Here is a 26,288-nt window from a genome sequence, read left to right as displayed (position 1 = left end):
CTCCATTGTTATTTGTCTTCTTTTAAAATCAGCACGTTATCTGTCGCGTTTCACCAGCTTTCGCCATGCAAAGGCCACCAGGTGCAGCAGGAAGAGGCCCGAGCCACCCAGCGCAAACAGCAGACCGGTCAGGGCGTTGACCGAGGTGTCGGCACCGCACCACCACCACACCAGCCAGCCGACGGCACCGATGAGAAAGGTCTGGCCGGCGCAGACCGGGCAGCGCCCAAGCTTGGCCCTGATGGCCGTGGCCAGGCAATCCTCGCAACTCATGATGGCTCCTGCCGCTCATCTCCCAGCGGCAGCACCAGGCGGTGCGCATGCTGGCCGGGCCCGTAATAATCGGGCAGCCGCAGCCTTGGGCGAAACCCCAGCCCGTGGTAGAGAGCCTGTGCCTCGGCGTTGGCGTCGGCGACTTCGAGCCGGATGGCCCCCCAGCCTGCCTCCCGTCCCTCCCGGATCACCTGCTCCAGCAGGCGGCGGGCCCAGCCCTGGCGGCGCACCGTCCAGCGGATGGCCAGGGTCTGGATGACGAGGCGATCCCAGCCCCTGTGCTCCAGCACGCTGAGGTAGCCCATCAGCTGGGCCTTGTCGTCCTGCAGGATCAGGGTGCGCCCCTTGGCCTGGCTGAGCAGATAGTGCCAGCGGCTGCGACCGAAGGCGACCTCGGGGGGAAAGCAGTAGCGTTCCAGCTTCACGATGGCGCCCAGATCGTCGGTTCGGGCGGCGCGGACGGTCAACACGGGGAGTCCTTGTTCGGTTATTTATCCTCAGCACCAGAAATGCGACTTGTATCACAAGTTACCAAGGCAGAATATTAGGCACTGTAACCTCTTGTTTCCCCTCGCGCCATTGTCGTGCTTGTCGGTGCATCGAAGCCCACTGGGGATACTGCCGTTTCCGGCAGTCTGATCCGTGGAGCCCAAAATATGAGTACCTATGTCATCGTCGAGGAGCCGGGCGACTGGCCCTGCCCTGCCGACTACCTGCTGACCGCCCGCACCTACCTGCAGCACGGCCTGCCCACCACGGGCGGGCGTCCGCGCATCATCAACCTCTGCCGCAGTCTGGAGCACCTGAGCGCGGGCTACTACTGCTCCCTGCTGGCCCAGGCCCGTGGCCACCACTGCCTGCCGGGGTTGCAGGCCATCGGCCGGCTGCAGCCCCAGCAGCCCCCCGCCAAGCTGTGGCGCAAGCTGCAGGGCTGGCTGAGCCAGCAGAGCGAGGACAGGATCCGGGTACGCGCCATCTTCGGCCAGTGCGAGCAGAGCGAGCTGGCGGGGCTCGCCCGCTACTACTACGGCCTGAGCCAGCTGCCGCTGCAGGAGCTGACCCTCAAGCGCGGTCGCCACGGCTGGTCGGTGCGCCAGCAGGAGAGCCTGTCACCGCTGGCGCTGAGCCAGAGCGAGCAGGCGCTGATGGTGCAGCACGCCCAGGCCCTGGTGGGCATGGGCGACGAGGAGCAGGCGGCGCCGCGCTACCAGCTCGCCATCTTGGTGGATCAGGGGGACGGCCGCGCCAGCAGCGACGCCCTCGCCCTCGAGCGCTTCATCGAGGCCGCCGCCGCCCAGGGGATCCGGGCCGAGATCCTGGCCCCCTCCGCCATCGAGCGGCTGCCGGAGTTCGACACCCTGTGGCTGCGCGCCGAGACCGCGGTCGGCCACTATACCTTCGAGTTCGCCCGCCGTGCCGAGCAGCTCAAGATGCCGGTCATCGACAGCTCCCGGGCCATCCTCGCCTGCAGCAACAAGCTCTACCTCTACGAGCTGATGGTGCGCAGCGGCGTGCCCATGCCCCCCACCATGGTGGTGACCCGGCGCGGCCGCCAGCACGTGGACGAGCTGGTGCAGCGTCTCGGTCTGCCGCTGATGGTCAAGGTGCCCGACGGCGCCCAGGGGCGGGATCTCGCCATGGCAAGCGACGAGACCCAGCTCGCCCGCCTGCTGGACGAGGGGCTGGCGCGCTCCGCCCTGCTGCTGGTGCAGAGCCGGATCCCCGCCGAGTTCGACTGGCGCATCGGCTTTCTCGACGGCTCGCCCCTGTTCGCCTGCCGCCGCTACCGGCCCGAGCCCGGCAACCGCATCCGCCGCCGCAAGCACCCCCTCGACATGAGCCGGATAGAGGCGCTGCCCCTCACCGAGGTGCCGGAGCGGGTGCTGCAGACCGCCCGCCGCGCCGTCCACCAGCTCGGCAACGGCCTGTTCGGGGTGGATCTGCGCCAGCAGGGGCAGGGCTGCGTGCTGCTGGAGATCATCGACAACCCCTGGATCCGGGGGGATGTGGAGGACAGGGAGGCGAAGGATCTCTACGATCGCCTCGCCCGGGCCTTCCGCCAGCGGCTGGAGAACCGGGGCCAGAGCGCGGTCGCCTGAACTTGCAACAAGGGCCCCGCGAGGGGCCCTTTTGTCATTGCGCGGGTAACGGCCGCAGCGTCATTGCAGCAACAGGAAGCGCCCGGTGAGCGGGGGCAGCGTCACCGTCAGGCTGCTGCCGCCGATGGCCAGGCGCTCGCCGCTCTGCAGATCCACCAGGGCGCTGCCGCTGCGCAGCTTGCCCGCCGGCAGGACATAGCTCTGGGGCGTGGTGGAGACGTTGAGCAGGTAGACTATCTGCTCGCCCGCCGTCTGCTTGATGTCGCCGTAGACGCTGCCCTCGGCCACCAGCTTGACCCGCTCCCCCTGATAGAGGGCTGGGTGGGCGGCGCGCAGGCCCAGCAGCTGGCTAAGCCACTGTTTCAGCTCGCTCTGCTCGCTGCTCGGCACGAAACCGGTGACACCGGGCACCTTGCCATCGCTGCGGGCCACATGATCGTCACAGAGCCCCTGGGCGGCGCAGTCGCCGCCCACCTGACTGGCAAAGCCTGGTACCTCGTCGCCGAACTCTTCGCCATAGTAGAGGGTGATGGGGCCGGAGCGGGCCGCCAGGAAGCTGAAGGCCGCCTTGTGGCGCTGCCAGTAGTCCTCCGGGTTGAAGTTGCCGCGCTCCAGCAGATCGCCGAAACGCACCAGATCGTGGTTGCCCAGCATCAGGTTCGGCATGGCGTGGTCCGGGTAGTTCTCCACCTTGTTCCAGCTGGCATCGAGCACGCCGGCCCCCTGCCCGCCCTTGCCGGACTCCTCCACCGCCAGCGCCTGCACCAGGCCGTAGCGCAGCGGGAAGTCGAACGCCGAGGAGAGTGCCGGGTTGTCGCTCGAGCCATAGGCCTGGGCCCGGATCTCGTCGGCCCCCTTCCACACCTCCCCCACCAGGTAGCCCAGGGTGCCCCACTGCTGGCCGGCGGCCTTGCGCGCCGCGCTCGCCTGCTCCACCTCGCTGCGGATGGCGCGCCACTCAATGAGGCCGAGCTGATAAGCCTGGTCGAGGCGCCAGCCGTCGATACCGTACTGCTCGACCCAGTAGCGGGCCACCTCCTTGAAGTAGGCGAGGCTCTCGGGGTGGCCGTAATCCACCAGCTGGCCCGGGTAGCCGGCACCGCCGCTCTTGAGGGCGGGCAGGCGCCCCTCGGGGGAGGGCTTGCTCACCCCCACCTTGTTGACGTGGCCGAACACCCCGTCGAGGAAGACATAGAGGCCGCGCTGGTGGGCCGCGTCCACCAGGGTCTTGAGCTGGGCGTTGCTGCCGAAGTTGGGGTCCACGTTGAAGAAGTCGCAGGCGAAGTAGCCGGTGGCATCCAGCCTGTCGTCCCCGCCTTGCCCGGCGCAGGAGTCGAACACCGGGGTCAGCCAGATGGCGTTGACGTTGAGGCTCTTGATGTGGTCCAGGCTGTCGATGATCCCCTGCAGATCGCCGTTGTGGCGGGAGGGGCCGTAGCCGACGCCGTAGTTGGCGCTGCCGTCGCCGTCGACGAAGGACTCCACCATCACCTGGTAGGTGCGCAGGTTGCAGGCCGGCTGATCATCGCCGTAGCAGGCGCGGGCCGCAGCCGGGGGGGCAGGATTGACCACCGGCGGCGCGGTCTCGGTGCTGGCACCACCGCCTCCGCTGCCGCAAGCCGTCAGTAACAGGGCGGCCCCGATCAGGCCGCCACGACGCAACGTTCCTTGTTTCATTGTTATGTTCCCGCTGTGGTGTTGCGGGCGCGAAAGGCGCCCCACTGGGGTCATGATAACGGTGAGACCAGAGCGGGTCTGTGACTGAAAACGTTACCTGCCTCAACGGGTTAGCACGTCGTTTTCAACGGCCTTGGCGATCGTTGAAGACCTCACGCTCGTCGATGGGGGTGATGAGGTGGTAAACCTCCTGGGCCGACAGGGTGCAGCCAGAGGGCCACTCTAGCTGGTGACGGCGGTTGATGAATACCCGGGCACAGCGCCGCTCCGAATCCATCGCCGCGAACAGCGGCTGGGTCCGCCAGGGGGTCAGGTCCAGCGCCCCCGTGGTGCCGTCGGACAGCACCACGAACAGGCTCCATCCCCGCAGATATTCCACATCGATAAAGACCGGCATCCCTTCGGCTCCGATTGAGAAATTCGGCGCCATTATAGGCACAGCCATTGCCTCGCTGTGCTGGCAGGATCACAGTTTTCCCAGCGTTTTATGCTCTCTTCAAACCCTGCTTCCGGTCACAAAAAATCATAAAACGTGCCAACTTCTCCATATATCCCCATTCCCATGCAACCTTTGCTCAGCCCCAGGGTCATATTCCCGCACCATAACAACAATGTGCCCGGGGAATGGGCGCAAACAGGTTTGCAGGAACAATATGACCACCATCAGACAATGGCTGGGACCGGTTTGGCCCATCGCCGTCTTTTCATTGATCGCGCTCATCTCCCTCACCGTCAGCCGCCTTGGCCTCGGGCTCTGGCAACTGGAACGGGTGGATGCCGTCTCTGGCTGGCAGGAGATGCTGCTGCAAGGCATTCGCGTCGACGTCGCCACCCTCTGCTGGGTCTGGGGCGTGCCCGCCGTCTTGACCCAGTTGCTGGCCGGGCCCCACACGCCGGGGCGGCTCTGGATGCAGCTTATCCGGGTCTGGCTCACCCTGGGGCTCTGGCTGATGCTCTTTCTCGAGATCTCCACCCCCGCCTTCGTCACCGAATACGGGGTGCGCCCCAACCGCCTCTATGTGGAGTACCTCATCTATCCGAAGGAGGTGCTCTCCATGCTGTGGGCAGGTCGCAAGGGAGAGCTGCTGCTGGCCGTGATCTTCAGCGGCGCCGTACTCGGCGGTGGCTGGTGGCTGAGCGGCCGCCTGGTGCGTGATCTCAGCTACCCCCGCTGGTACTGGCGCCCCGCCTTCGCCCTGCTGATCCTCGCCGTCGGCTTCCTCGGCGCCCGATCCAGTCTCGGCCATCGCGCCCTGAATCCGGCCATGGTGGCCTTTGCCGACGATCCCCTGGTCAACGCCCTCACCGTCAACTCCGCCTACTCCCTCTTCTTTGCCATCAAGCAGATGGGGGCCGAGGAGGACGCCAGCCAGTTTTACGGCAAGATGGCTGACCATCAGGTGCTGGAGATAGTCCGCGAGGAGAGCGGTCGCCCGCTCGGTGATTTCACCTCCGCCGAGCTGCCGAGCCAGACCTTCAACACGGCCAGCTACCAGGGCAAGCCCAAAAACCTGGTGATCCTGCTGCAAGAGAGCCTGGGGGCCCAGTTCGTCGGCTCCCTCGGCGGCCTGCCGCTCACCCCCAACATCGATGCGCTCTCCCGGCAGGGCTGGGCCTTCGAGCAACTCTACGCCACCGGTACCCGCTCGGTACGCGGCATCGAAGCGGTGCTCACCGGCTTCACGCCGACCCCGGCCCAGGCCGTGGTCAAGCTCGGCAAGAGCCAGACCAACTTCTTCACCATCGCCGACCTGCTCAAGCGGCAAGGCTATGACACCAGCTTCATCTACGGCGGCGAGAGCCACTTCGACAACATGCGCAGCTTCTTCCTCGGCAACGGCTTCACCACCATCGTCGAGCAGAAGGACTTCAAGAACCCGGTGTTCGAAGGATCCTGGGGTGCCTCGGATGAAGATCTGATGGCCAAGGCCAACGACACCTTCGCGGCGCTGCACAAAGAGGGCAAACCCTTCTTCAGCCTGGTGTTCAGCTCCAGCAACCACGATCCCTTCGAATTCCCCGACAACCGCATCGCCCTGTACGAGCAGCCCAAGCAGACCCGCAACAACGCCGCCAAGTACGCGGACTACGCCGTCGGCGAGTTCTTCAAGAAGGCCAGGGCATCGGCATACTGGAAGGACACCCTGTTCCTGGTCATCGCCGATCACGACAGTCGGGTCGGGGGGGCCAGCCTGGTACCCATCCCCCGCTTCCACATCCCGGGCATCATCCTGGGGGACGGCATAACGCCGAGAAAGGATCCTCGCATCGTCAGCCAGATCGACATGGCCCCGACCCTGCTCTCCCTGATGGGCATAAGTGCCGACTATCCCATGCTGGGCAAGGATCTCACCCGCATGCCCGCCGACTGGCCGGGGCGCGCCATCATGCAATACGACAAGAACTTCGCCCTGATGCGCGGAAAGGATGTGGTGATCCTGCAGCCCGAGCGGGCGCCGGAAGGCTTCATCTACGAGGATGCGACAGAGACGCTCACCCCGGCACCACAACCGGGCACCATGAAGGATGCCGCCCTGGGGCTGGTCCTGTGGGGCAGCCTGGCCTATCAGCAGGGGCTCTACCGGACGGCACAGGACAGCAGACTGGCTCTCAACTGAGGGCGCACCCACAAAAAAACCGCCCTCGGGCGGTTTTTTTCATTTCCCCTGGCTCAGCCGTGTGGGAAGCAGGGCAGGGAGCGGCTGAATCTGTGCTCGAACACCAGGGAGGTCTCCAGGTGCACCACCTCTTCCCGGGAGGTGAAGTGATCGAACACGAAGTTGCGCAGGTGCTCGGTGTCGGAGACGCACAGGTGCACCAGGAAGTCGTCCTTGCCGCCCATGTGGAACAGGCTGATCACCTCGGGCAGCGCCAGGATGGCGTCGCGAAACGCGTCGATGATCTGGCGGCTGTGGCGTGCCAGCTGCAGGGAGACCATGGCCTGGATATGACCACCCAGCGCCTGATAATCCACCTCGCAGTGCGCCCCCTTGAGCACTCCGTCCTGTTGCAGCTTGCGTACCCGCTCCAGGCAGGTGGAGGGCGCCACCCCGACCAGGGCCGCCAGATCCTTGTTGGTCATGCCCGCGTCGCGAAACAGATGGGCCAGGATGTCCAAGTCCAGTTGATCCAGGTTTCTCATCTCTACTCCTTGTCCTTGCATCGCTCGATTTTTTTAGACTCTGCCCGTAAACCGGGACGAACACAACGCGCATTGACATCGCCACCGTCCCCCCTATGCTGTGCCGCACCCGCGCGGGGTGCCCCATCCCGCCGCTTTTCCGACGGCGAGGAGACGCCCCATGCTCAGTGCCCACCCCTTCTGGAGCCTGGAGGTATTGCGCCTCGACGGGCAGCTCTTGCTCACCCCCTGCCCCGGCAGCCAGCAGGTCGCCCTGACCCGGGCCCTGGCCCAGCTGCAGCTGGCCGGGGCCGGCGGGGTGCTCACGCTGATGACGCAGGAGGAGCTGGCCGCCCAGGGCCTCGCGGACCTGGGTCCCCAGGTGGACGCCAGGGGCATGGCGTGGTTTCACCTGCCCATCGCGGACGACCAGGCACCCGATGTCGCCTTCGAACAGGCCTGGCCCCGGGTGTTGCCCGAGCTGCTCGCCCTGCTGCGGGAGGGGCGGCATCTGGTCATTCACTGCCACGGGGGGAGCGGGCGCACCGGGCTGGCGGCGGCCCTGCTGCTGATGGCCCAGGGACTGCCCCAGCAGGAGGCCATGGCCGTCATCCGGGCCAGACGGCCACGGGCCTTCACCCTGGCCTGCCACCGCCACTGGCTCGACACCCGGGGATGAGGGCTGGCCGGGCTCGACTGACGGCGACCTACCCCTTGGGTGGCTGGTAGGTGAATACCTTGCCGATGTCTTCCACCCTGTAGCTGGTCAGCTGATAGACGTAGTAGTTGAGCCAGTTGGAAAACAGCAGATGCCCGTGGCTGCGCCAGGTGGCGCGCGGGGTCTGGTTCGGGTCGTTGTCCGGGTAGTAGTTGACCGGCACCACAGGGGAGAGGCTGGCCGCCAGATCCCGCCGGTACTCCCCGTCCAGGGTCAGGGCGTCGTACTCCGGGTGGCCGGTGACGAACACCTGGCGACAGTCCTTGGTCGCCGCCAGATAGACGCCAGCCTCTTCCGATTCTGCGAAGATCTGCAGATCGGTGTGGGCACGGATGAGATCGCCGTCGAACGCCGCATAGCGGGAGTGGGGCGCCACGAACTCGTCGTCGAAACCGCGCAGCAGCGGCTCGTGCTCGTCGAGGCGGTGGTGGCGATAGACGCCGGAGAGCTTCTCGCCGTGGGTCTGCTTCTCCATGCCATACAAGGCTTTCAGCGCCGCCTGCACCGCCCAGCAGAGGAACAGGGTGGAGGTCACGTGCTGGTGGGACCACTCGATGATCTCGACGATCCGCGGCCAGTAAATGACCTCCTCGAACTCCACCAGCCCGAGCGGCGCCCCCGTGATGATCATGCCGTCGTAGTTGTTCCCCCGCACCTGCTCGAAGTCGTGATAGAAGTTCTCCAGGTGCGCCTGGGGCGTGTTCTTCGACTCCCGATCGTCGATGCGCAGCAGATCCACATCCACCTGCAACGGCGAGTTGGAGAGCATCCGCATCAGCTGGATCTCGGTTTCTATCTTCTTGGGCATCAGGTTGAGGATGAGCACCCGCAGCGGACGGATGTTCTGGGTGACGGCCCGGGATTCCGTCATCACGAAGATGTTCTCCTGCCCCAGCACTTCGGCGGCGGGCAACTGGTCCGGGATCTTGATCGGCATGCTGACTCCCTGTACTGCATCGGTAAATATGTCTGGACATCTAGAAGCCTATAATAAAGCGCCCACGCTGTCACCAGATACCTTTTATTCACTCCGGCCTTTGACTAGCATACGGCTCAGTGTGTCCCTCGCGTCCAACCCCATGACAGGCATCAAGATCTCCGTAGACCGGCTGCAAGTCGGCAATTTTGTCTCCCTGCCGCTGGGGTGGCGCGAGCACCCCTTCCTGTTCTCCAGCTTCAAGCTGAAGCGCGAGGAGGAGATAGAGCTCATCCGCCGGCTGGGGCTCAAGCTGGTGACCATCATTCCCGACAAGAGCGACACGCCCCCCAAGCCCCTCGGTCAGCCTGCTCTCCTGGGGGAAGACGACGAGGCACTCCTCGCCCGCCAGCAGGCCATGGAATCCGAGAAGAGACGGCGCATCGAACAGCTGCAGCGCTATCGCCGCGATCTGCAGCAGTGCGAGAAGCAGTTCCGCCAGTCCCTGGCCCAGGTGCGCAACCTGATGGGCAAGATCCAGTCCCGCCCCCTCAACGCCATCGGGGAGGCGCAGGAGCTGATCAACGCCATGACGGAGCAGCTGCTGTCGGTGGACGAGATGGTGTTGCACCTGGTGTCCGACAGCTCGGATGGCAACAGCCTGCAGTTTCACTCCCTCAACGTCAGCGTGCTCAGCATGCTGCTGGCCCGGGAGTGCAAGTTGCCGGCCGAGGCAATCCGCCTGGTCGGCATGGGGGCCCTGTTCCACGACATCGGCAAGCTGAAGCTCCCGAGCCAGATCCTGCGCAAGACGGAGCCGCTCACCAGGCCCGAGCAGAACCTGGTGGCCCAGCACCCGCGTTACGGGCTGGAGCTGCTGAGCCTGGCGAGGGAATTTCCGGAGCCCGCCAGGAACATAGTGCGGCACCACCACGAATACCTGGACGGCAGCGGGCCACTAGGGCTCAAGGGGGCCCAGCTCGACCCCCTCACCCAGATCGTCTCCCTCATCAACGAGTATGACAACCTCTGCCACCTGCAGGCCAAGGTGCCCTACTCGGCCCTCGGCAGCCTCTACAAGCAGCGCAAGGCCCAGTTCAACGCCGATCACCTCGGCATGCTGATCCGGCTGATGGGGATCTATCCCCCCGGCAGCGTGGTGCAGCTCTCCAATGGCCAGGTGGGGCTGGTGATGTCGGTCAACGCCTCCCGCCTGCTCTACCCCGCGGTGCTGGTGTACGATCCGCGCATCCCGCGCCAGGAGGCGGCCATCATCGATCTCGAGGAGACCGGGCTTGCCATCGTCAAGGTGATTCACCCCAAACGCCTGCCCCCCGCGGTGTTTGAATACCTCAACCCGCGTACCCGGATCAGCTACTACTTCGAACACAACCAGTCCTGATCCGGGTTCGCCATTTCCAAGGAGTCTGCATGCGCATCGAGATCCTCAGTACCGGCGACGAGATAGTGACCGGCCTGGTGGTAGATACCAACGCCGCCTGGCTCAGCGCCCTCTTGCTGGAGCAGGGCTGGCAGGTGCGCCGCCGCACCACGGTCGGGGACAACCTCGCCGACCTGAAGGCCGTGCTGCGCGAGTGCGCCAGCCGCGCCGAAGTCGTGCTGGTGTGTGGCGGGCTCGGCCCTACCGCCGACGACCTCACCGCCCAGGCGGCGGCCGAGGCCTTCGACCAGCCCCTGACCCTGTTCCCCGACTGGCTCGCCACCATGGAGGCCCGTTACGCCAGCCGGGGCCGCGCCATGCCATCCAGCAACACCAAGCAGGCCTGGCTGCCGCAGGGTTGCGAGATCCTCGACAACCCGGTCGGCACCGCCTGCGGCTTCCTGGTGCACTCTGGCCAGAGCCGGCTCTTCTTCACTCCGGGCGTGCCGTTCGAATTCAAACAGATGGTGCGCGAGCAGATCGTGCCGCGTCTCAAGGCGCTGGCGGGGGCGCAGACAGACACCGAGTTGCGCCGCTTCTACACCTTCGGCATCTCGGAATCCGCCCTCTCGGATCGGCTGGATGCAGCCCCCTGGCCGACGGGCATCGAGCTCGGCTACCGCTCCTCCATGCCGCTGATCGAGCTCAAGCTCATCGGCCACGGCGCCGTCCCTGCGGACATGGACGCCGCCGAAGCCCGCCTGCTGCAGGTGATCACCCCCTGGCTGGTGGGAAAAGGCAACGAGGAGCCGGCCAGCCAGATCCTGGCCCTGCTGGGGGAACGGTCGCTGTGCCTGCGAGAAGGGGAGACCCGGGGCGCCCTGCTGGCCATGTGCCACACCCACCCCGCGCTGGAGGCGCACTTCAGCCACGCCCTCCCCGACGAGCTCGATCTGCTGGCGGGTGACGGCCCCCACTCCGGCCTCACCATTGGCCGGGCCGGGCCACACGGCGTGCCCCTGCTGCTGTGCATCGACGGACGGCAGTTTGGCCAGACCCTCAAGGTCAGTCACCCGGATCCGGGGAGCGGTCGCCGGATCCTCGCCTTCGCCGCCCTCGACATGCTGCGCCGTCACCTGCTGGGGTTGCCGGTGCTCGCCGACTACCTCACCCTGACGCGCACCGCCAGCCGCCTCGCCTGACCCCGGCTAGAGGGCGCCGAGCCCCAGATCGCCGTGGACCCAGTAACCGGCGAGCGCCAGGGTCAGCAGGCAGAAGGCCCGCTCGTAGCCACCCCCGCTCTTGAGGGGCAGACCGGGCAGGCGGAAGCGGCGGCGCCAGGGCCAGCACAGGGGAATCCCCATCGGGGTGAGCCAGTCCCCCAGCAGGTGGCTGAGGTAACCCACGATGAGGGCATCCTTCACCGCCCCCGACAGCAGGCCCGGAGCCTGCGCCAGCCCCCAGACCCCCATGGCCACCGCCAGCAGGCTGTGGGTGAAGCCGCGATGGCCGAAGATCCGCGAGAGGGGTCCCGAGATCCAGGGCAGTTGCCGGCCGAGCAGGGAGTGGGGATGGTCCAGGTCGGGCAGCAGGGCGCTCGCCAGGGCCATGGGAATGATGTGCCACAGGCTGGCGTCGGCCAGGGCCGGGGTGAGTTCGACCTTGTGGGCAAGCAGGACGCAGGTGACGGAAAACAGCAGGTGGCCTTGGGCGGTCATGGGGCTCGTTCGGTTGGGCATTCGGTGGAACAGATGGGCGGGATGGCCGGTGACAGCCATCCCCGGCACCTCGCGGCGGCAGATTAGAATCCCTTGTCTCCCGTCTGGCAAGGAGAATCCCCCGCCCGTGCCCGGGGACAGGCGCGATCGCTCAAAGCTCAGGCAGCCACAGTCCGACAAGGCGGGGTCCCGCCCCCCTGTCAGCATAAATTTCCTCAACCCGGATCACCCATTTGCACCCAGCACGTTGACCCGGAAGGAAAAAGACCCGAATACTGCGGTTTTGGGCCGCCCCGGCGGCCGCGGCATCCGGCAGGGATCCGCCCCGGTCACAGGGGAACGCCGGATCGGGACGACGAGGGAGGTGCCCCGGTGTTGAGTAAGGCGTGGTTTCAGCTGTCGGCAGACATGACCTGTGTCTGCCTGCGCATCATCCCCGGCCTTGGCGCCCCCATCCAGGAGGCGGACGTCCTCGCCCTGCTGCGGCTCTCCAACTGCCGGCGCTACCAGCCCCTCGACGAAGGGATCCGCCAGGCTGTCACCCTGCTCAACGCCCTGCTCAGCCAGCCGGATGCCCCGGCTCATCCCCCCGTGCCCATCGCCCGGCGCCAGGATGCCAGGCTGCTTATCCAGGTCGACAAGGATCAGATGAGCGCCAGGGCGCAGATCACCGCGGACTGGGGTGGCAACCCCCTCACCCTGGCCCAGCTGCATGAGGCCCTGGCGGCGAGTCCGGTCAGGATGGGGGTGAGCGAGCGGTTGCTCGCCGCCGCCCTCCAGGCCGCCAGCGAGGCCCCCCCCGGCGCGCAGCTGAGCCCTGTCATCGCCCTCGGCCGGGCGGCGAAACACGGCAAGGACACCCGTTTCGAGCGGCTGGTGGAAACCGCAGCCGAGCGGATCCTCAAACCCCAGGAGCTGGACCACGGCAAGGTGGACATGCGTGATCTGGGCACCCTGCTCACCGTCAGGGCGGGGTCGCCGCTGATGCGCCGCCACCCCGCCACCCGGGGCCTGGACGGCGTCACCGTGACAGGTCAGACGCTGCCGGCCCGGGACGGCAAGGAGATCCCCCTGACGGCGGGTGACGGCACCAGCCTCTCTCGGGAGGATCCTGACCTGCTGCTGGCGACCCGCACCGGACTCCCGTGCCAGGAGCGCGCAGGCATGCGGGTCGACGAGGTGCTGAACGTCAAGCAGGTCGACATCCGCCACGGCCACGTCGAGTTCGACGGCTCCCTGCTGGTCACCGGCGACGTCATGCCCGGCATGCGCATCAAGACCCGCGGGGACGTGGTGATCGGTGGCTTCGTCGAGGGGGGGCTTATCGAATCTGGCGGCACCATCACGGTGCGTAACGGCATCATAGGCCGCAAGCTGGGGGAGGAGGAGTACCTCTGCCACCTCAGCGCCGGTGGCGAGATCCACGCAAGCTATGCCCAATACGCCAGGCTGGAGGCCGACGGCGACATCCATATCCAGAGCCAGCTCAGCCACTGCTACTGCCGCAGCGGCCAGGATCTGAAGGTCGGCGACAGCGCCATGCGCAAGGGCCACCTCATCGGGGGCGTCAACATCGCCAACCGCCTCATCATGGCCCCGGTGCTCGGGGCCTCGGCGGCCAACCGGACCCGGCTGCAGATCCTCGGCGGCTACTTCAGCCACAAGGAGCAGGAGCTGGCCCTGCGCCAGCGCAAGCAGAGCTGCCGGGAGCAGCTCGACAAGCTGCAGGATCTCATCCTGCGCCTGTTGCAGCTGCCCAGTGACAGGCGCAACCCCGAGACCCTGGCGAAGATCAAGACGTTGCGCACCCGCCAGCTCGACGAGAGCAAGTCCCTGGACGAGCAGCTGGTCGAGGCACAGCGCGAGCTGCAGGCGCTGATGGCCAACATGGACATCATCGCCACCCAGCGCCTCTTCCCCGGCGTCGAGGTGGAGATGGCCCATCACCACAACAGGGTCGACATCGAGCACGGCCCCATCCACTTCGCCATCCGGGAAGATCAGCTGCAACTGACCCCCTACCAGGGCCAGCGCTGAAGGATCGGGGGCACGCCCTGGGAGGCGATGGCGTGATCCCGGCGGCGATTTTCGCTACACTCGGCCTCCCCTTGGCCCCATCGGGCGGGCCGGCCAGACTCAGGTAGTGAGAAGATGTACAAGCTGATCGCATTGGATATGGATGGCACCCTGCTGAACCCAGAGGGCCAGATCTCCCCCCGCACCCGTGACGCCATCGCGGCGGCCCGCGCCCAGGGCGTGACCGTGGTCCTGGCATCGGGTCGCCCCCTGGAAGGCATGACCCCCTCCCTGGCCGAGCTCGGCCTCACCGGTCAGGATGACTACGTCATCTGCTACAACGGCGCCCTGGTGCAGCAGGTTGCGGAGCAGCGCATCATCCGCAGCCAGCTGCTGACCGGCAGCGATGCCAGCGCCATCGCCCATCTGGCCAAGGAGCTGGGGGTCAACGTCCACGGCTTCTCCGTCTGCCAGGGCCTCATCAGTCCCAGGGTCAGCACCTATACCGAGCACGAGTCCCGCCTCATCAGGATGCCCATCAACCTGGTGGACTTTGCCACCCTGCCCGCCGACGAGCAGATCATGAAGGTGATGATGATCGATCCCGAGCCCCAGCTCTCCCGTGCCATCTCCCAGCTGCCCGCCGAACTCTACGAACGCTACACCGTGGTGCGCAGCGCCCCCTACTTCCTCGAGTTCATGAACAAGCGCAGCAACAAGGGGACCGGCGTGGCCGCCCTGGCGGAGCACCTCGGCCTGACCGCCGACCAGGTGATCGCGGTGGGGGATGCGGGCAACGACCGCCACATGATCGAATATGCCGGCCTCGGGGTCGCCATGGGCAACGCCACCGACGAGATCAAGTCGCTGGCACAGCACATCACCAGCCGCAATGACGACGACGGCGTGGCCAGGGTGATCGAACGGTTCATCCTGAACGCCTGACCAAACGACAAGGGGCCTTTCGGCCCCTTTTGCTATCCGGCCCTCTGGGTCAAATGTTTAATATATCCACCATTCCACATCCCCCCTCGCCATCCGCTCCCCTGCAGGCCCCTTAAAACGGGACTCAAGCTGGCTTTGTTATGTTTTTTATTAACATAACCGCATCATTTCGTTTGACATATTGAACGGCCTTGGCAGACTGGGAACAGGATCCAGGCTGTCGTTGCCCAGGCTGACCGACGATTCTGGTACTGCGGCACGACCCTGATCCCATGACCATGCCTTGAGGCATGCCTTTGCCAGCATGGCGCGGCAAGGGCCTTCCCAAGGCGCAGGATGAGACCGCCAAGGATAGCCAGGTGACCTATGCCAAACCCCAGTTCCCAAACCAAACCCGTCGTGCTGATGACCATGGGGGCCCAGGCCCGTAGTGGCCACGCCTACCAGGTAATGACCCACAAATACATCAAGCCCCTGGTGGAGATCAGCGGCTGCGTGCCCCTGCTGGTCCCCACCTGCTGCGGCACCGAAGATCTGGAGCAGTATCTGGATCTTGCAGATGGCGTCTACCTGAGCGGCGCCGGATCCAACATAGATCCCGCCCTCTACGGCCAGGAGAACCTCACCCCGGAGAAGCCCCAGGACAGGGACAGGGATCTGTTCGACATCCCCCTGGTGCGCGCCGCCATCGACAGGGGACTGCCCCTGCTCGGCATCTGCCGCGGCATGCAGGAGATCAACGTGGCCCTGGGTGGCGACATTCACCAGAAGGTCTATAGCGAACCCGGCTATGCGGATCACAGAGAGGATGCGGACGATCCCGTGGATGAGCAGTATGGCCACAGCCACCAGGTGAGCCTGGTGCCCGGTACCTGGTTTGCCGATCTGATGGAGGAGGAGCAGATCCCGGTCAACTCCCTGCACGGCCAGGGGATAAAGCGGCTTGCACAGGGGCTGGCGCCCCTGGCCCACGCCGAGGATGGTTTGATCGAGGCGATCCATGCGCCCAGCTTGCCCCAGTTCACCCTGGCGGTGCAGTGGCACCCGGAGTGGAAGGCGAACGACAACCCCCACTCCGTCAAGCTGTTCAAGGCATTCGGTGACGCCTGCCGCCAGTACCGGCAGCAGGCGGGCTAGTCACCAAACCCCTTGGTCTTGAGCCTGGGCAGGGAGCCGCGGGCAGGACGCAGGGTACGGCAGACATCCAGCCCCTTGAGGCCCCGTTGTATGTGATCTGGGGCCTGTCCGAGCACGGTGCCGTTGCCGCGATAGAGGCGGGCCTCCTCCAGCTCGAACAGCTCGCCGCCGATCAGCAGCTGCTCGCGACCCTCCACCACCTTGCCCCGCTTCAGGGGCAAGGTCATGTCCACCAGGATCTCGCCGGTGGCACACCCCTCGCGCCAGAGCGCCTCATCCGAGAAAGAGGAGATGGTGATCTCCCGCCAGGAGCCATCCCGAAACTCCACCCGGTAGCTGTCGCGCAGCAGGTCGCACCCCCCCAGCACCAGGGGGATGGCCAACCAGATGACACTCTTCATTCCACTCACGCCTGCACTCCCTTGTCAGTTCGCGTCAAGGATAAATAAACCGCCTCTCTGGCGCATCTTTTTCCCGGTGGTCGCTCCCCAGCCCGCGCCACCTCCGGCGCCTCTTGCCCGATGCCCGCTCCCGCCTAGAGCAGCAGCCCTGCCAGCTCGTGAAGCGCCCCCAGCTCCACGTCCGGCAGCAGGGAGAGCGACTGCCATGACTGGCCGCGCTCGTTGAGCCAGGCGGCGCGAAAGCCGTGCAATCTGGCCCCCAGCACGTCGGTCTCCGGGTGATCCCCCACGTGGAGGATCCGGCCTGGCGCGAGCCCGAGAGCCGCCTGCACCTGCATGAACATGTCCGGCGCCGGCTTCATCCGGGCGCCCGCCCCCGCCTTGCACACCAGCGTGAAGTAATCCGCGAGACCAGCCTGGACCAGGTCGAGATTGCCGTTGGTGATCACGGCCAGGGGATAGCGCCCGGCCAACTGCGCCAGCAAGGCGTGGGTCTCGTCGCTCACCTCGATCTTCGAGCGCTCCGCCAGGAAGCCGGCGAACACCGTCTCCGCCTCCAGCGCCGCCTGCGAGGGGGCCATGCCCCCCTGCACCAGGGCCTCGCGGATGCCGTGCAAGCGCGCCAGGCTGACATCGTCGCGCAGCTCCGGCCGGCTCAGCAGCAGCTGGCGCTTGAGCGCCAGCCAGCGCGGTTTGTCGAGCATGGCGGTGGCCAGGTATTCGCTGCGCAGGTGGCTCAGCATCCACTGCTCGGCCCGCGCGATGGCGGGGCCGTTGTCATAGAGGGTGTCGTCGAGATCGAAGGTAATGGCGGCCACCGGCTGCCAGCGACGGTAAAACTGCATGGCTACTCCTGTTTACTCTTCATCCGGCGCGGCGGGATCCCGCTTGGCCCTGGGATGAGCGCTGTCATACACCTTGGCCAGATGCTGGAAGTCGAGGTGGGTGTAGATCTGGGTAGTGGAGAGATCCGCGTGGCCCAGCAGCTCCTGCACCGCCCGCAGATCACCGGAAGACTCCAGCATGTGGGTGGCGAAGCTGTGGCGCAGCTTGTGGGGATGCACGTGGGCGTTGAGCGCCTGCTTGTTGCCCCAGCCATCGAGCCGCTCCTGCACCGAGCGGGCCGACAACCGCTGCCGGCGCTTGGAGACGAACAGCGCCTCCGGCTCGTCGCCCGCCAGCAGTGGCCGCACCTTGAGCCACTTCTGCAGCCACTCCACCGCCATCCGCCCGATGGGCAGCACCCGCTCCCGGGATCCCTTGCCGGTCACCCTGAGCTGGCGATCATCGAGCTTCACGTCCGCGAGGTTCAGCCCCACCAGCTCGGCGAGGCGCAGGCCGGAGGAGTACATCAGCTCCATGATGGCGCGATCCCGTACCGCCAGTGGATCCTGCTCGTCGGTGATGTTGAGCAGCTGGTACATCTCGTCCACGTCCAGATTCTTGGGCAGGGGCCGCCCCAGCTTGGGGGTGGCGATGCCCCGCGCCGGGTTGGCGCTGATCCGCCCCTGGCGCACCTGCCAGTCGCAGAAGCTGCGCAAGGCGGAGAGCTTGGTAGCGAGGGAGCGGGGCGCGAGCCCCCCCTTGTGCATCCGGGTCACCAGACTGCGCACCTGGCTCGCCTCGAGCCGGGCCCAGTCATCGAGCCCCAGCCTCACCAGCTCGGCGGTCATGGCTTCCAGGTGGGCCTGATAGTTGCTGCGGGTGTGGGGGCTGAGCTGGCGCTCGACCCTCAGGTATTCGATAAAGGCCGCGAGCTCGTCAGCCAATGCAGTCGGCAGAGGCTCGGCGGCAGGCGGCGCCTTGGCAGGTGATCGGGGCGGTGCCTTAGCCACGGGCCAGCTCGGGCAGGCGCAGTTGCAGCAGGCGACCCAGCTGGCCCAGCAGCAGGGTGTCGTTGTGGGGGGCGAAGTGGCTGGGATCCGAGCTCGCGAAAGCCAGCACGCCGAGATCGCCGAGGCGCATCAGGGCCACCGAGTTGACCAGGACGTCGTTGCCGAACAGCGCCTGTTTCTCGCTCTGGTTGAGGCGGCCGAAATAGTAGTCCGTGCCCGGCAGACGCTGCCCGAGCAGTTGATCGAGCAGCCTGCCCTCTGCCAGGAAGCGCTGCTCCGGGCCGCTCAGCTGGAACTGCTTCGGGCTGAGCCAGAGCCGCAGGCCGGTCAGTCGCAGCCGCTGCACGAAGGCCTTGCCCATCACGGCGCTCAGCTCGAACAGGCTCTGGCAGCCATAGATCTCCCCATAAAGGTCGGCGTAGATCCGGAAGATCCGCTCGTTCTCGCTGGCGACCCCCATCAGCTCGGTGATCTCCTGCTCCAGCTGCTCGATGCGCTCGCGCTGCCTGTCCAGCTGGCGTTCCACCAGGGAGATGGCGCCCTTTTGTGCGTGGGGAATGCGGATCCGGTCCAGCATGGCTCCGTGGCGTTGGAAAAACTCGGGGTAACGGGCCAGGTACTCCAGCACTGTGGCTTCATCCACCAGTGATTCCTGCCGTTTGAGTTCGCTCATAACTTGGTTGATCCATCCGAAAAAGGGGCCAAGGGCCCCGACATTGACATGTGGCGGAGCGGGGCCCTCCCCGCTCGCTGTCTACAACTCTATCTGGCCGTCGAACACGTGCTCGGCCGGGCCCGTCATGTAGACGGGCTGGCCCGGCCCCTTCCAGGCGATGGTCAGCTTGCCACCCGGCAGGGTAACAGTGACCCGCTCCTTGAGCTTGCCCTGGCTGATGCCGATCACCACGGCGGCGCAGGCGCCGGTGCCACAGGCCAGGGTCTCCCCCACCCCGCGCTCGAACACCCGCAGCTTGATCTCGCTGGCGTTGACCATCTCCATGAAGCCGACGTTGACCCGCTCGGGGAAGCGCTCGTGGCGCTCCATGATGGGCCCCAGGGTCTCCACTGGCGCATCGGCCACCGAGGGCACCTCGATGACGCAGTGGGGATTGCCCATGGAGACGGCGCCGCACATCACGGTGTGCTCCTGGGCCCGCAGCAGGTAGGTCTTCTCCGCCTTCTGGGCCCGGAACGGGATCTTGCCCGGCTCGAACTGGGGCACTCCCATGTTGACCGTGACCTGGTTCTCCCCTTCCAGTTGCAGGGTGATGCGACCCCGGGCCGTGCTGACCGCGATGCGATCCCGGTTGACCAGCCCCTTCAGGCGCACGAAGCGGGCGAAGCAGCGCGCCCCGTTGCCGCACTGCTCCACCTCGCTGCCGTCGGCATTGAAGATGCGGTAGTGGAAGTCGAGCTCGGGATCATAGGGCGGCTCCACCAGCAGCAGCTGGTCGAAGCCGATGCCGAAGTGGCGATCCGCCAGTTTCTTGATGATGTCGTTGCTGAAGAACACCTTCTGGGTGACGCCATCCACCACCATGAAGTCGTTCCCGAGGCCGTGCATTTTTGAAAACTCAATCAACATCGCGCGTTCCTGTCTCACCGTTAATCACGCTCTCACATGGAGGAACGCTGACATTCCATACCTATCACGGCAGCAAGTGCTCGCCACGCCAGAGATCGGCCAACTGCTCGCGCTCCCGGATGAGGTGGGCCTGGTCACCGTCCACCAGCACCTCGGCCGCACGGGGGCGGGTGTTGTAGTTGGAGGACATGGTGAAGCCGTAGGCCCCGGCGGAACGCACCGCCAGCAGGGAGCCCTCGGCGATGGCCAGGGTACGCTCCTTGCCGAGGAAGTCGCCGGTCTCGCACACCGGGCCCACCACGTCGTACAGCGCCTTCTCGTGGGTCGCGCGGCTGTCCACCTCGATGATGTTCATCCAGGCGCCGTAGAGGGAGGGGCGCAGCAGATCGTTCATGCCGGCGTCGATCAGGGCGAAGTTGCGGGTCTCGCCGGGTTTGAGGAACTCCACCCGGGTCAGCAGCACGCCGGCGTTGGCGACGATGGCACGGCCCGGCTCGAACAGCAGGGTCAGATCCCGCCCCGCCAGCTTCTGCTTGAGCGCCTCGGCATACTCGGTGGGGTGCGGCGGCTGTTCGGCGCCATAGTTGACCCCGAGGCCGCCGCCCACGTCCAGGTGATGGATGTGGATGCCTTCCGCCGCCAGCTCGTCGATGAGCCTAAGCAGCTTGTCCGCCGCTTCCATAAAGGGATTCAATTCAGTGAGTTGCGAACCGATGTGGCAATCCACCCCCTTGATCTCGATGTGGGCCATGGCCGCCGCCTTGCGGTAGATGGCGGGCGCCTGCTCGATGGGGATGCCGAACTTGTTCTGCTTGAGGCCGGTGGAGATATAGGGGTGCGTGCCCGCGTCGATGTCGGGGTTGACCCGCACCGAGACCCGCGCCTTCTTGCCCATGCTGCCCGCGACCCGGTTCAGGCGCTCCAGCTCGGCTTCCGACTCCAGGTTGAAGCAGAGGATCTCTTTTTCCAGCGCCAGGCGCATCTCGGCCTCGCTCTTGGCGACGCCGGAGAAGACCACCTTGGCCGGATCACCGCCCGCCGCCAGCACTCGTGACAGCTCCCCGCCGGAGACGATGTCGAACCCCGAGCCCAGGCGGGCCAGCAGGTTGAGCAGCGCCAGGTTGGAGTTGGCCTTGACCGCATAGCAGATCAGGTGGGGGATGTCGCCCGCCGCCTGATCGAAGGCGTGCCAGTGGCGTTCCAGGGTGGCGCGGGAGTAGACGTACAGCGGGGTGCCGTACTGATCGGCGAGCTGTTGCAGGGGAAGCTGTTCGACCTGAAGCTGACCGTCGGCGTCGTAGTTAAAGTGATCCAAGGGGGCGGTTCCTTCCTAGATTATTGCGGCGCGGCCTCTAAGGCCGGTGTAGCGGTCGCAGGCGAGGCGGCTTGCGGTGTACTCTCTGTCTTGGGCTGTGTCTGCTCTGCAGGAGCGGGCTGTTCGGCCGGCGGCATGTAGAGCGGCCCCGTCAGGCCGCAGGCGGCCAACCCGAGCGACAGCGACACGGCAAACAGGCACTTGGTAAGCTGGGTAATCATAATGGTTCGCTGCGAAAAAATTTTTGGCCCTCTATAATCGCACTCACATTGTTAAAAGCAACAGGATAAACCGATGAAGGATCACGAGTATCACGCCCTGACCGACGCCTTTTTCCAGTACGTGGAAGACGTTATCGACGAGGGGTATCCGGATATCGACTGCGAACGGGCCGGCGGCGTGCTGACCCTGAGTTTCGAGAACAAGACCAAGGTCATCATCAACAAGCAGGAGCCCCTGCACCAGATCTGGGTCGCTACCCGGGAGAACGGCTTCCACTTCGAACTGCGTGGCGACAGCTGGATCGACAACCGCTTCGGCGACGAGCTCAAGACCCTGCTGACCCGTGCCTGCACCAGCCAGGCAGGCGAGCCCGTGGTCTTCCCATGATCGACCTGCACCCCCAGGGTTCCCGCCATGCGGTAGTCTGGCTGCACGGGCTGGGTGACTCCGGCGCCGGCCTCGCTCCTCTGGTGGACGCGCTGGCCCTGCCCGCCGGCTTGCCGGTGCGCCACCTGCTGCCCGATGCCCCCGAGCGCCCCATCACCATCAACATGGGCTACCGGATGCGCGGCTGGTACGACATCAAGAGCTTCGACGACCCGGCGGATCGCGCCGTGGCCTCCCATGTACACGAATCGTCCACCCGGATCGCAGCTCTGCTGGATCAGCTGATGGCCGAGGGCTTTGCCCCCGAGCGCATCGTGCTGGCCGGCTTCTCCCAGGGGGGCGTCATCGCCGCCGACACCGCCCTGCGCTATCCGGCGCAGCTGGCGGGCCTGCTCTGCATGTCCACCTACCTGGCGGCGCCCGATGCCCTGCTGGGGGAGATGAGCGAGGCCGCCCACAGCCTGCCCATCTGCTACATGCACGGCATCTATGACGACGTGGTGAACCTCTCCATGGGTTGGGACGCCAAGAACCGGCTGGAAGCGGCGGGGCTCTCCCCCGAGTGGCACGAGTACCCCATGCGCCACGAGATCTGCCGCCCCCAGCTCGACGACATCCGCCGCTGGCTGCTGGCCCGCCTAAGCGTCTGATTCTCGGACCACGAATATGACAACGGCCTGCATGATGCAGGCCGTTTGCTTTCATCCCGTTGACGATGTGCGCGGCACATCCGCCCCCATCACCCCACTTCCCGGGCCGCCCCCGGGTTCTCCCGCTGCGGGCTCTGGCTGCGGTAGGGGATCACCTCCAGCTTGTCACCCACCTGCACGATTTCGTAGTACTGGGGCAGGTTGAAGTTGCTGAACTGGCCCGCATGGCTGAAGCGTTCGTGGCCCGAGGTGTAGAAGCGGTTCACCCCCTGCACCAGCTCGTCCTTGTTGCCGGCGAAGTGCTGGTAGATCTCCACCCGGTTCGCCTCGTCCAGGATATAGATGTTGGTGCCTGCATCCCGGGTATCGAAGAAGAACTGCACCAGCCCTTCGCTCGCGTAGGCGTCGACGATGCCGGGCAGGTGCTGGCTGTGGGTCTTGTCGAGGCGCAGCGGCAGGTGATCCAGCTTGTTGTGGGAGATGTGGCGGTAGAAGTCGATGGCATTCTCCAGCTTCTTGACCGACACCCCGCGCCGCTCGAAGAAGATGCCGTACTTCTCCTTGCCAAGCGCCAGCGTCTTGACCAGCTGCTGCTTGTCCCGGGCCAGGCGCAGCTCGATGCACTCGGCCACCAGTTGCTGGAAGCGGGAGCGCACCAGGGAGCGGAAGTGCTGGCTGTAGCAGAACACCTCTATCATCTCGGGGGCCGCGGCATCCTGGTGCATCTTGCCGAGGATGGTGGTGAGGGCGTCCACCACGGCCTCCTCCCCCTCGAAGTGCAGGGTGCGGATCTCGCTCCAGGAGTTGCGATACACGAGATCCACCGAGCCCACCAGGCACTCCTGGTTGCGACCGAAGGAGAAGACATCGGCGGCGTTGGCGTCGAACTCGATCACCTGACCGACCCAGTGGCTGGACGGATCCGTCTCCAGGTTCAGGAAGATGGAGAGCTGACGGATCTCGCACGGCCGGCTCAGGGCCAGGTTGGTGGCGCGAGGGTACTTGACCGGGAAGGTCCCGGACAGGTCGCGGCAGAACTGGTGCAGGTTGTCGATGTGCAGATCCGAGCCCTGGTTGAACAGGTGCACCCGGGACTGGGGCGTCAGCAGGCCGTTGAAATAGGCCCAGGCCACCAGCTTGCTGATGTAACCGTTATATTCGAGCGGCGCCCGACCTATGATGTCGGCGGGCTCGAGGGAATGCTTGTAGAGATACCAGCCGGCACGGTTCAGGCGGCCGTGGGGCACCTGCACCAGGCTGAGGTCCGGCTCGCCGAGATCCGGCGCTATCTTGAGGTTGATGCGCTGCACCTTGCCCGGCAGGCTCTCGAACGCGGCATAGAGCTTGCGCGACAAAATGCCGATGTCTTCCGGGTTGATGGACTCGCTGATGTTGTTGCGCCGGGCGAACTGGATGAGGTTGCGGTAGCTCTGCATCAGGGCCTCCAGCAGCTCGGCGTAGGCCACCTTGACGTCCTCGACCTTCCACTCCTGGCGGTGATCCAGGTGGTGCAGGCGCTCCGGGCTCCAGCCCCAGTAGGCCACCAGCTGGGCCATCTGCTCACGGCGCCAGTCCGGGGAGTGATCCTCCTTGGGATGGCTCAGGCCGTCACACACCTTCAGGTAGAAGCAGCGGCGCACCAGATCCAGGCGCTGCATGTCGCCGATGGACTTGAGGTAGTTGGTCACCTTGTCCAGCATCAGGCAGTAGTTGTCGAGGCGGTAGTGCATGCCCTCGTTGTGCTGGAACCAGTCGCGGCTGGTCACAGACAGCAGCCGGGTGTTGGGGTACTCGTGGGAGTAGGCCTCCATCAGCACCGACTTGAGCACCGCCTTGTAGGGGGAGTCGATCCCCTTGTAGAGCTGCCACAGGGCGGAACCGAAGTACTCCTCGGCAGGAATGCGGTTGAAGCCCCCGAGATCGAGCCAGTCGTCCTGGCTCAGCTTGCCGTGGGCGAACAGACCCTTCACATAGTCGTCGTAGTGATCGTCATACTCGGCGGGCACCAGATACCAGAGCAGCCGCTTGCCCGCGATGTGCATGGCGCTGCGGTAGAACTCGTCGAGTAAGAGCAGGTGCTGGGCGCTGCCGCAGCTCTCCCCTTGCATCTGGGCATCGTTGCGCTGGCGGAACTTGTCTTCGGGGATCAGGAAGAAGTTGAGATCGACCCCCCGCTGCTCGGCCCACAGGGAGAGGTGATGGCACTTCTGCTCCAGCAGGGCGAGGCGTTCGCTCGACAGGCCGGCCACGTGGCAGACCCAGATATCGAGATCCGAGTGGCAGCACTGCCCGATAGAGGAGGTGCTCCCCATGGAGTAGAGGCCCTGGATGGACTTGTCGTGGGTGCTGAGCCCCCCCTGGCAGTTCGCGTTCTGGCAGAGATCCTGGATGAAGGCCTGCTGGGCGTCGTTTGCCACGAAACTCCAGATACCATGAGGCACGTCCCCTGCCACATAACCGGGCAGCAGGGGATGATTGAAGTGCAGCATGACGGGCAGCAGTTGGAAAACCTGCTGCCCGTACCGGCTCATGAGATCCAGCGCTCGTTGCGTCTTGAGACGATTCAGCTCGTCGTAGCGCGCCACCAGCGTGTCGAGTTTTACCAGCAATGCCCTACCTATGGGGGAAGAGAAATGACGCACCAAAACGGGGAGACGTCAAAAAAGTGTGATCATGTTAACAATGCAAACAGCGGTGGTAAACAAGCCCGCACACAATCACCGGATTATTTCTGAGCACTGCCTTAACGGTATCAATGGAAAGCAATAAAACACTGTATTTTCAGTGTCTTAAAATCAATTTTTGGCGTAATGAAAATTCTTTTCAACTGCCGTTTTTGAGCTTGGCCCCGCTTTTGCGGGCTGCGCCATGAAAGCCCCTGCAAAGGGTGGTAAGATCGTTTTCCTCTCTAAAGATGAAACAACTGATTGATATGGCAGCCCGAACCCTGAGAATTGCCACTCGCAAGAGCCCACTGGCCCTGTGGCAGGCCAACTTTGTGAAAGATCGGCTGGAGGCGCTCCACCCCGATCTGCAGGTCGAACTGGTGCCCATGAGCACCCAGGGTGACAAGATCCTCGATACCCCGCTCGCCAAGGTCGGTGGCAAGGGATTGTTCGTCAAGGAGCTGGAGACTGCCATGCTCGAAGGACGGGCCGACATCGCCGTCCACTCCATGAAAGACGTGCCGGTGGAGTTTCCCGAGGGGCTCGGCCTGCACACCATCTGCGAGCGGGAAGACCCGCGCGATGCCTTCGTCTCCAACCGCTTCACCGCCATTGACGAGCTGCCGCAGGGGGCCGTGGTCGGCACCTCCAGCCTGCGCCGTCAGTGCCAGTTGCGCGCGGCCCGCCCGGATCTCGTGATCCGCGACCTGCGCGGCAACGTCAACACCCGCCTCGCCAAGCTGGATGCCGGTGACTACGACGCCATCATCCTGGCCGCCGCCGGTCTGAAACGGCTGGAGATGGCCCACCGCATCACCGCCTTCATCGAGCCGGAGCAGAGCCTGCCCGCCAACGGCCAGGGGGCGGTCGGCATCGAGTGCCGCCTGGACGATGTTGAGCTGCACGCCCTGCTGGCGCCGCTGGAGCACGCCGAGACCCGCATCCGGGTGCTGACCGAGCGCGCCATGAACCGCGCCCTGCAGGGGGGCTGTCAGGTCCCCATCGGCGCCTACGCCCTGGTAGAGGGAGAGGAAGTGTGGCTGCGCGGCCTGGTGGGTAGCCCGGACGGTGCCCGCGTCATCCGCGACGAGATCCGCGGCCCCCTGGCGGACGGCGAGGCCCTGGGAGAAGCGCTGGCCCGGCGTCTGCTGGCCGACGGGGCAGACACCATACTGGCCGAGGTCTACCGGGCATGAGTCCGGTCAGGATCGGATCATGGCCACCCT

Annotated in this window: 26 protein-coding genes; 11 read left to right on the top strand and 15 right to left on the bottom strand. The window is 65.6% G+C overall.

Features of this window, described 5'->3' with window-relative positions; genetic code table 11:
- Positions 1 to 36: 36 nt before the first annotated feature.
- Together J9885_RS10535 and J9885_RS10530 are read right to left on the bottom strand one after the other, a co-directional pair.
- The gene (locus tag J9885_RS10535; protein ID WP_043757090.1) at positions 37 to 273 is read right to left on the bottom strand and encodes a DUF3624 domain-containing protein; all 237 of its coding nucleotides are present in this window, start codon (positions 271 to 273) and stop codon (positions 37 to 39) included.
- Entirely contained in the window at positions 270 to 743 is a 474-nt protein-coding gene (locus J9885_RS10530) for an N-acetyltransferase (RefSeq protein ID WP_210549377.1), read from the bottom strand. Before J9885_RS10530 ends, J9885_RS10535 begins: the two co-directional genes overlap by 4 nt.
- 186 nt (positions 744 to 929) lie before the next feature.
- On the opposite strand from J9885_RS10530, the gene J9885_RS10525 reads away from it, so the two are divergent.
- Positions 930 to 2,372: a RimK family protein gene (locus tag J9885_RS10525; RefSeq protein ID WP_210549375.1), complete on the top strand. Its 1,443-nt coding sequence runs from the start codon at positions 930 to 932 to the stop codon at positions 2,370 to 2,372.
- Positions 2,373 to 2,432: 60 nt separating this feature from the next.
- Here the strand turns inward: J9885_RS10525 and J9885_RS10520 are convergent, their stop codons facing one another.
- The gene (locus J9885_RS10520; protein WP_210549373.1) at positions 2,433 to 4,049 is read right to left on the bottom strand and encodes an alpha-amylase family protein; all 1,617 of its coding nucleotides are present in this window, start codon (positions 4,047 to 4,049) and stop codon (positions 2,433 to 2,435) included.
- A gap of 124 nt (positions 4,050 to 4,173) precedes the next feature.
- Entirely contained in the window at positions 4,174 to 4,446 is a 273-nt protein-coding gene (locus tag J9885_RS10515) for a DUF2442 domain-containing protein (RefSeq protein WP_210549371.1), read from the bottom strand.
- 256 nt (positions 4,447 to 4,702) lie between these two features.
- Between J9885_RS10515 and J9885_RS10510 the strand changes: the two genes are divergently transcribed.
- Complete coding sequence (locus J9885_RS10510) at positions 4,703 to 6,667, top strand: LTA synthase family protein (protein ID WP_210549369.1); 1,965 nt, start codon at positions 4,703 to 4,705, stop codon at positions 6,665 to 6,667.
- Between the two features lie 53 nt (positions 6,668 to 6,720).
- On the opposite strand, the gene J9885_RS10505 is transcribed toward J9885_RS10510, so the two are convergent.
- Positions 6,721 to 7,191: an Lrp/AsnC family transcriptional regulator gene (locus J9885_RS10505; RefSeq protein WP_043757071.1), complete on the bottom strand. Its 471-nt coding sequence runs from the start codon at positions 7,189 to 7,191 to the stop codon at positions 6,721 to 6,723.
- A gap of 160 nt (positions 7,192 to 7,351) precedes the next feature.
- On the opposite strand from J9885_RS10505, the gene J9885_RS10500 reads away from it, so the two are divergent.
- Complete coding sequence (locus J9885_RS10500; RefSeq protein WP_210549367.1) at positions 7,352 to 7,849, top strand: tyrosine-protein phosphatase; 498 nt, start codon at positions 7,352 to 7,354, stop codon at positions 7,847 to 7,849.
- Positions 7,850 to 7,877: 28 nt separating this feature from the next.
- Here J9885_RS10500 and metA read toward each other — a convergent pair whose 3' ends face one another.
- The gene (metA, locus tag J9885_RS10495; protein WP_043757066.1) at positions 7,878 to 8,825 is read right to left on the bottom strand and encodes a homoserine O-succinyltransferase; all 948 of its coding nucleotides are present in this window, start codon (positions 8,823 to 8,825) and stop codon (positions 7,878 to 7,880) included.
- A gap of 142 nt (positions 8,826 to 8,967) precedes the next feature.
- Between metA and J9885_RS10490 the strand changes: the two genes are divergently transcribed.
- Together J9885_RS10490 and J9885_RS10485 are read left to right on the top strand one after the other, a co-directional pair.
- Positions 8,968 to 10,206 (top strand): DUF3391 domain-containing protein, encoded by a 1,239-nt coding sequence (locus J9885_RS10490; protein ID WP_210549364.1) that lies wholly within the window; start codon positions 8,968 to 8,970, stop codon positions 10,204 to 10,206.
- A 29-nt stretch (positions 10,207 to 10,235) separates the two neighbouring features.
- Positions 10,236 to 11,387: a CinA family nicotinamide mononucleotide deamidase-related protein gene (locus tag J9885_RS10485; protein WP_210549362.1), complete on the top strand. Its 1,152-nt coding sequence runs from the start codon at positions 10,236 to 10,238 to the stop codon at positions 11,385 to 11,387.
- A gap of 6 nt (positions 11,388 to 11,393) precedes the next feature.
- On the opposite strand, the gene J9885_RS10480 is transcribed toward J9885_RS10485, so the two are convergent.
- Positions 11,394 to 11,903, bottom strand: a complete 510-nt coding sequence (locus tag J9885_RS10480; RefSeq protein ID WP_210549360.1) for a metal-dependent hydrolase — start codon at positions 11,901 to 11,903, stop codon at positions 11,394 to 11,396.
- A 372-nt stretch (positions 11,904 to 12,275) separates the two neighbouring features.
- On the opposite strand from J9885_RS10480, the gene J9885_RS10475 reads away from it, so the two are divergent.
- The 3 genes from J9885_RS10475 (at position 12,276) to J9885_RS10465 (ending at position 16,001) form a co-directional block, all read left to right on the top strand.
- Positions 12,276 to 13,940, top strand: a complete 1,665-nt coding sequence (locus tag J9885_RS10475) for a FapA family protein (protein WP_349237385.1) — start codon at positions 12,276 to 12,278, stop codon at positions 13,938 to 13,940.
- A gap of 114 nt (positions 13,941 to 14,054) precedes the next feature.
- Positions 14,055 to 14,864, top strand: a complete 810-nt coding sequence (yidA, locus tag J9885_RS10470) for a sugar-phosphatase (RefSeq protein WP_210549358.1) — start codon at positions 14,055 to 14,057, stop codon at positions 14,862 to 14,864.
- Between the two features lie 366 nt (positions 14,865 to 15,230).
- Complete coding sequence (locus J9885_RS10465) at positions 15,231 to 16,001, top strand: gamma-glutamyl-gamma-aminobutyrate hydrolase family protein (protein ID WP_210549356.1); 771 nt, start codon at positions 15,231 to 15,233, stop codon at positions 15,999 to 16,001.
- Here the strand turns inward: J9885_RS10465 and J9885_RS10460 are convergent.
- From J9885_RS10460 to J9885_RS10430, 7 genes are all read right to left on the bottom strand, one after another.
- On the bottom strand, positions 15,998 to 16,402 hold the full coding sequence (locus J9885_RS10460) for a hypothetical protein (RefSeq protein ID WP_043757051.1): 405 nt from the start codon (positions 16,400 to 16,402) through the stop codon (positions 15,998 to 16,000). The genes J9885_RS10465 and J9885_RS10460 overlap by 4 nt on opposite strands.
- A 134-nt stretch (positions 16,403 to 16,536) precedes the next feature.
- Positions 16,537 to 17,247 carry an HAD-IA family hydrolase gene (locus J9885_RS10455; RefSeq protein WP_210549354.1) on the bottom strand — a complete coding sequence of 237 codons (711 nt, stop codon included), beginning with the start codon at positions 17,245 to 17,247 and terminating at the stop codon, positions 16,537 to 16,539.
- A 12-nt stretch (positions 17,248 to 17,259) separates the two neighbouring features.
- Positions 17,260 to 18,237 carry a tyrosine recombinase XerC gene (gene xerC / locus J9885_RS10450; protein WP_349237384.1) on the bottom strand — a complete coding sequence of 326 codons (978 nt, stop codon included), beginning with the start codon at positions 18,235 to 18,237 and terminating at the stop codon, positions 17,260 to 17,262.
- Positions 18,230 to 18,910: a DUF484 family protein gene (locus J9885_RS10445; RefSeq protein ID WP_210549352.1), complete on the bottom strand. Its 681-nt coding sequence runs from the start codon at positions 18,908 to 18,910 to the stop codon at positions 18,230 to 18,232. Before J9885_RS10445 ends, xerC begins: the two co-directional genes overlap by 8 nt.
- 81 nt (positions 18,911 to 18,991) lie before the next feature.
- Entirely contained in the window at positions 18,992 to 19,822 is an 831-nt protein-coding gene (dapF, locus tag J9885_RS10440) for a diaminopimelate epimerase (RefSeq protein ID WP_134695323.1), read from the bottom strand.
- A gap of 64 nt (positions 19,823 to 19,886) precedes the next feature.
- Positions 19,887 to 21,137, bottom strand: a complete 1,251-nt coding sequence (gene lysA, locus J9885_RS10435; protein WP_134695324.1) for a diaminopimelate decarboxylase — start codon at positions 21,135 to 21,137, stop codon at positions 19,887 to 19,889.
- A gap of 20 nt (positions 21,138 to 21,157) precedes the next feature.
- Positions 21,158 to 21,358 carry a lipoprotein gene (locus tag J9885_RS10430; protein ID WP_210549350.1) on the bottom strand — a complete coding sequence of 67 codons (201 nt, stop codon included), beginning with the start codon at positions 21,356 to 21,358 and terminating at the stop codon, positions 21,158 to 21,160.
- 73 nt (positions 21,359 to 21,431) lie between these two features.
- On the opposite strand from J9885_RS10430, the gene cyaY reads away from it, so the two are divergent.
- Positions 21,432 to 21,746 carry an iron donor protein CyaY gene (cyaY, locus tag J9885_RS10425; protein WP_042077902.1) on the top strand — a complete coding sequence of 105 codons (315 nt, stop codon included), beginning with the start codon at positions 21,432 to 21,434 and terminating at the stop codon, positions 21,744 to 21,746.
- Positions 21,743 to 22,396: an alpha/beta fold hydrolase gene (locus J9885_RS10420; RefSeq protein WP_210549348.1), complete on the top strand. Its 654-nt coding sequence runs from the start codon at positions 21,743 to 21,745 to the stop codon at positions 22,394 to 22,396. The genes cyaY and J9885_RS10420 overlap by 4 nt, the downstream gene beginning before the upstream one ends.
- A gap of 89 nt (positions 22,397 to 22,485) precedes the next feature.
- On the opposite strand, the gene J9885_RS10415 is transcribed toward J9885_RS10420, so the two are convergent.
- Complete coding sequence (locus J9885_RS10415) at positions 22,486 to 25,005, bottom strand: class I adenylate cyclase (protein ID WP_210549346.1); 2,520 nt, start codon at positions 25,003 to 25,005, stop codon at positions 22,486 to 22,488.
- 323 nt (positions 25,006 to 25,328) lie between these two features.
- On the opposite strand from J9885_RS10415, the gene hemC reads away from it, so the two are divergent.
- Positions 25,329 to 26,258, top strand: a complete 930-nt coding sequence (gene hemC / locus J9885_RS10410; RefSeq protein ID WP_210549344.1) for a hydroxymethylbilane synthase — start codon at positions 25,329 to 25,331, stop codon at positions 26,256 to 26,258.
- Positions 26,259 to 26,288 lie beyond the last annotated feature (30 nt).

This window comes from Aeromonas sp. SrichE-2G (genome assembly GCF_017939565.1).
In the GTDB taxonomy this organism is placed as follows: Bacteria; Pseudomonadota; Gammaproteobacteria; order Enterobacterales; family Aeromonadaceae; genus Aeromonas; species Aeromonas taiwanensis.
This window is presented reverse-complemented; position numbering and strand designations above follow the sequence as displayed.

Coding starts and splice junctions, on each gene's coding strand:
- J9885_RS10515 (WP_210549371.1), bottom strand. CDS start 4,446: ATGCCGGTCTTTATCGATGTGGAATATCTGCGGGGATGGAGCCTGTTC.
- hemC (WP_210549344.1), top strand. CDS start 25,329: ATGGCAGCCCGAACCCTGAGAATTGCCACTCGCAAGAGCCCACTGGCC.
- metA (WP_043757066.1), bottom strand. CDS start 8,825: ATGCCGATCAAGATCCCGGACCAGTTGCCCGCCGCCGAAGTGCTGGGG.
- J9885_RS10420 (WP_210549348.1), top strand. CDS start 21,743: ATGATCGACCTGCACCCCCAGGGTTCCCGCCATGCGGTAGTCTGGCTG.
- J9885_RS10480 (WP_210549360.1), bottom strand. CDS start 11,903: ATGACCGCCCAAGGCCACCTGCTGTTTTCCGTCACCTGCGTCCTGCTT.
- J9885_RS10445 (WP_210549352.1), bottom strand. CDS start 18,910: ATGAGCGAACTCAAACGGCAGGAATCACTGGTGGATGAAGCCACAGTG.
- J9885_RS10485 (WP_210549362.1), top strand. CDS start 10,236: ATGCGCATCGAGATCCTCAGTACCGGCGACGAGATAGTGACCGGCCTG.
- J9885_RS10460 (WP_043757051.1), bottom strand. CDS start 16,402: ATGAAGAGTGTCATCTGGTTGGCCATCCCCCTGGTGCTGGGGGGGTGC.
- J9885_RS10500 (WP_210549367.1), top strand. CDS start 7,352: ATGCTCAGTGCCCACCCCTTCTGGAGCCTGGAGGTATTGCGCCTCGAC.
- J9885_RS10465 (WP_210549356.1), top strand. CDS start 15,231: ATGCCAAACCCCAGTTCCCAAACCAAACCCGTCGTGCTGATGACCATG.
- J9885_RS10525 (WP_210549375.1), top strand. CDS start 930: ATGAGTACCTATGTCATCGTCGAGGAGCCGGGCGACTGGCCCTGCCCT.
- dapF (WP_134695323.1), bottom strand. CDS start 19,822: ATGTTGATTGAGTTTTCAAAAATGCACGGCCTCGGGAACGACTTCATG.
- yidA (WP_210549358.1), top strand. CDS start 14,055: ATGTACAAGCTGATCGCATTGGATATGGATGGCACCCTGCTGAACCCA.
- J9885_RS10505 (WP_043757071.1), bottom strand. CDS start 7,191: ATGAGAAACCTGGATCAACTGGACTTGGACATCCTGGCCCATCTGTTT.
- J9885_RS10510 (WP_210549369.1), top strand. CDS start 4,703: ATGACCACCATCAGACAATGGCTGGGACCGGTTTGGCCCATCGCCGTC.
- J9885_RS10535 (WP_043757090.1), bottom strand. CDS start 273: ATGAGTTGCGAGGATTGCCTGGCCACGGCCATCAGGGCCAAGCTTGGG.
- J9885_RS10520 (WP_210549373.1), bottom strand. CDS start 4,049: ATGAAACAAGGAACGTTGCGTCGTGGCGGCCTGATCGGGGCCGCCCTG.
- J9885_RS10490 (WP_210549364.1), top strand. CDS start 8,968: ATGACAGGCATCAAGATCTCCGTAGACCGGCTGCAAGTCGGCAATTTT.
- cyaY (WP_042077902.1), top strand. CDS start 21,432: ATGAAGGATCACGAGTATCACGCCCTGACCGACGCCTTTTTCCAGTAC.
- J9885_RS10455 (WP_210549354.1), bottom strand. CDS start 17,247: ATGCAGTTTTACCGTCGCTGGCAGCCGGTGGCCGCCATTACCTTCGAT.
- J9885_RS10430 (WP_210549350.1), bottom strand. CDS start 21,358: ATGATTACCCAGCTTACCAAGTGCCTGTTTGCCGTGTCGCTGTCGCTC.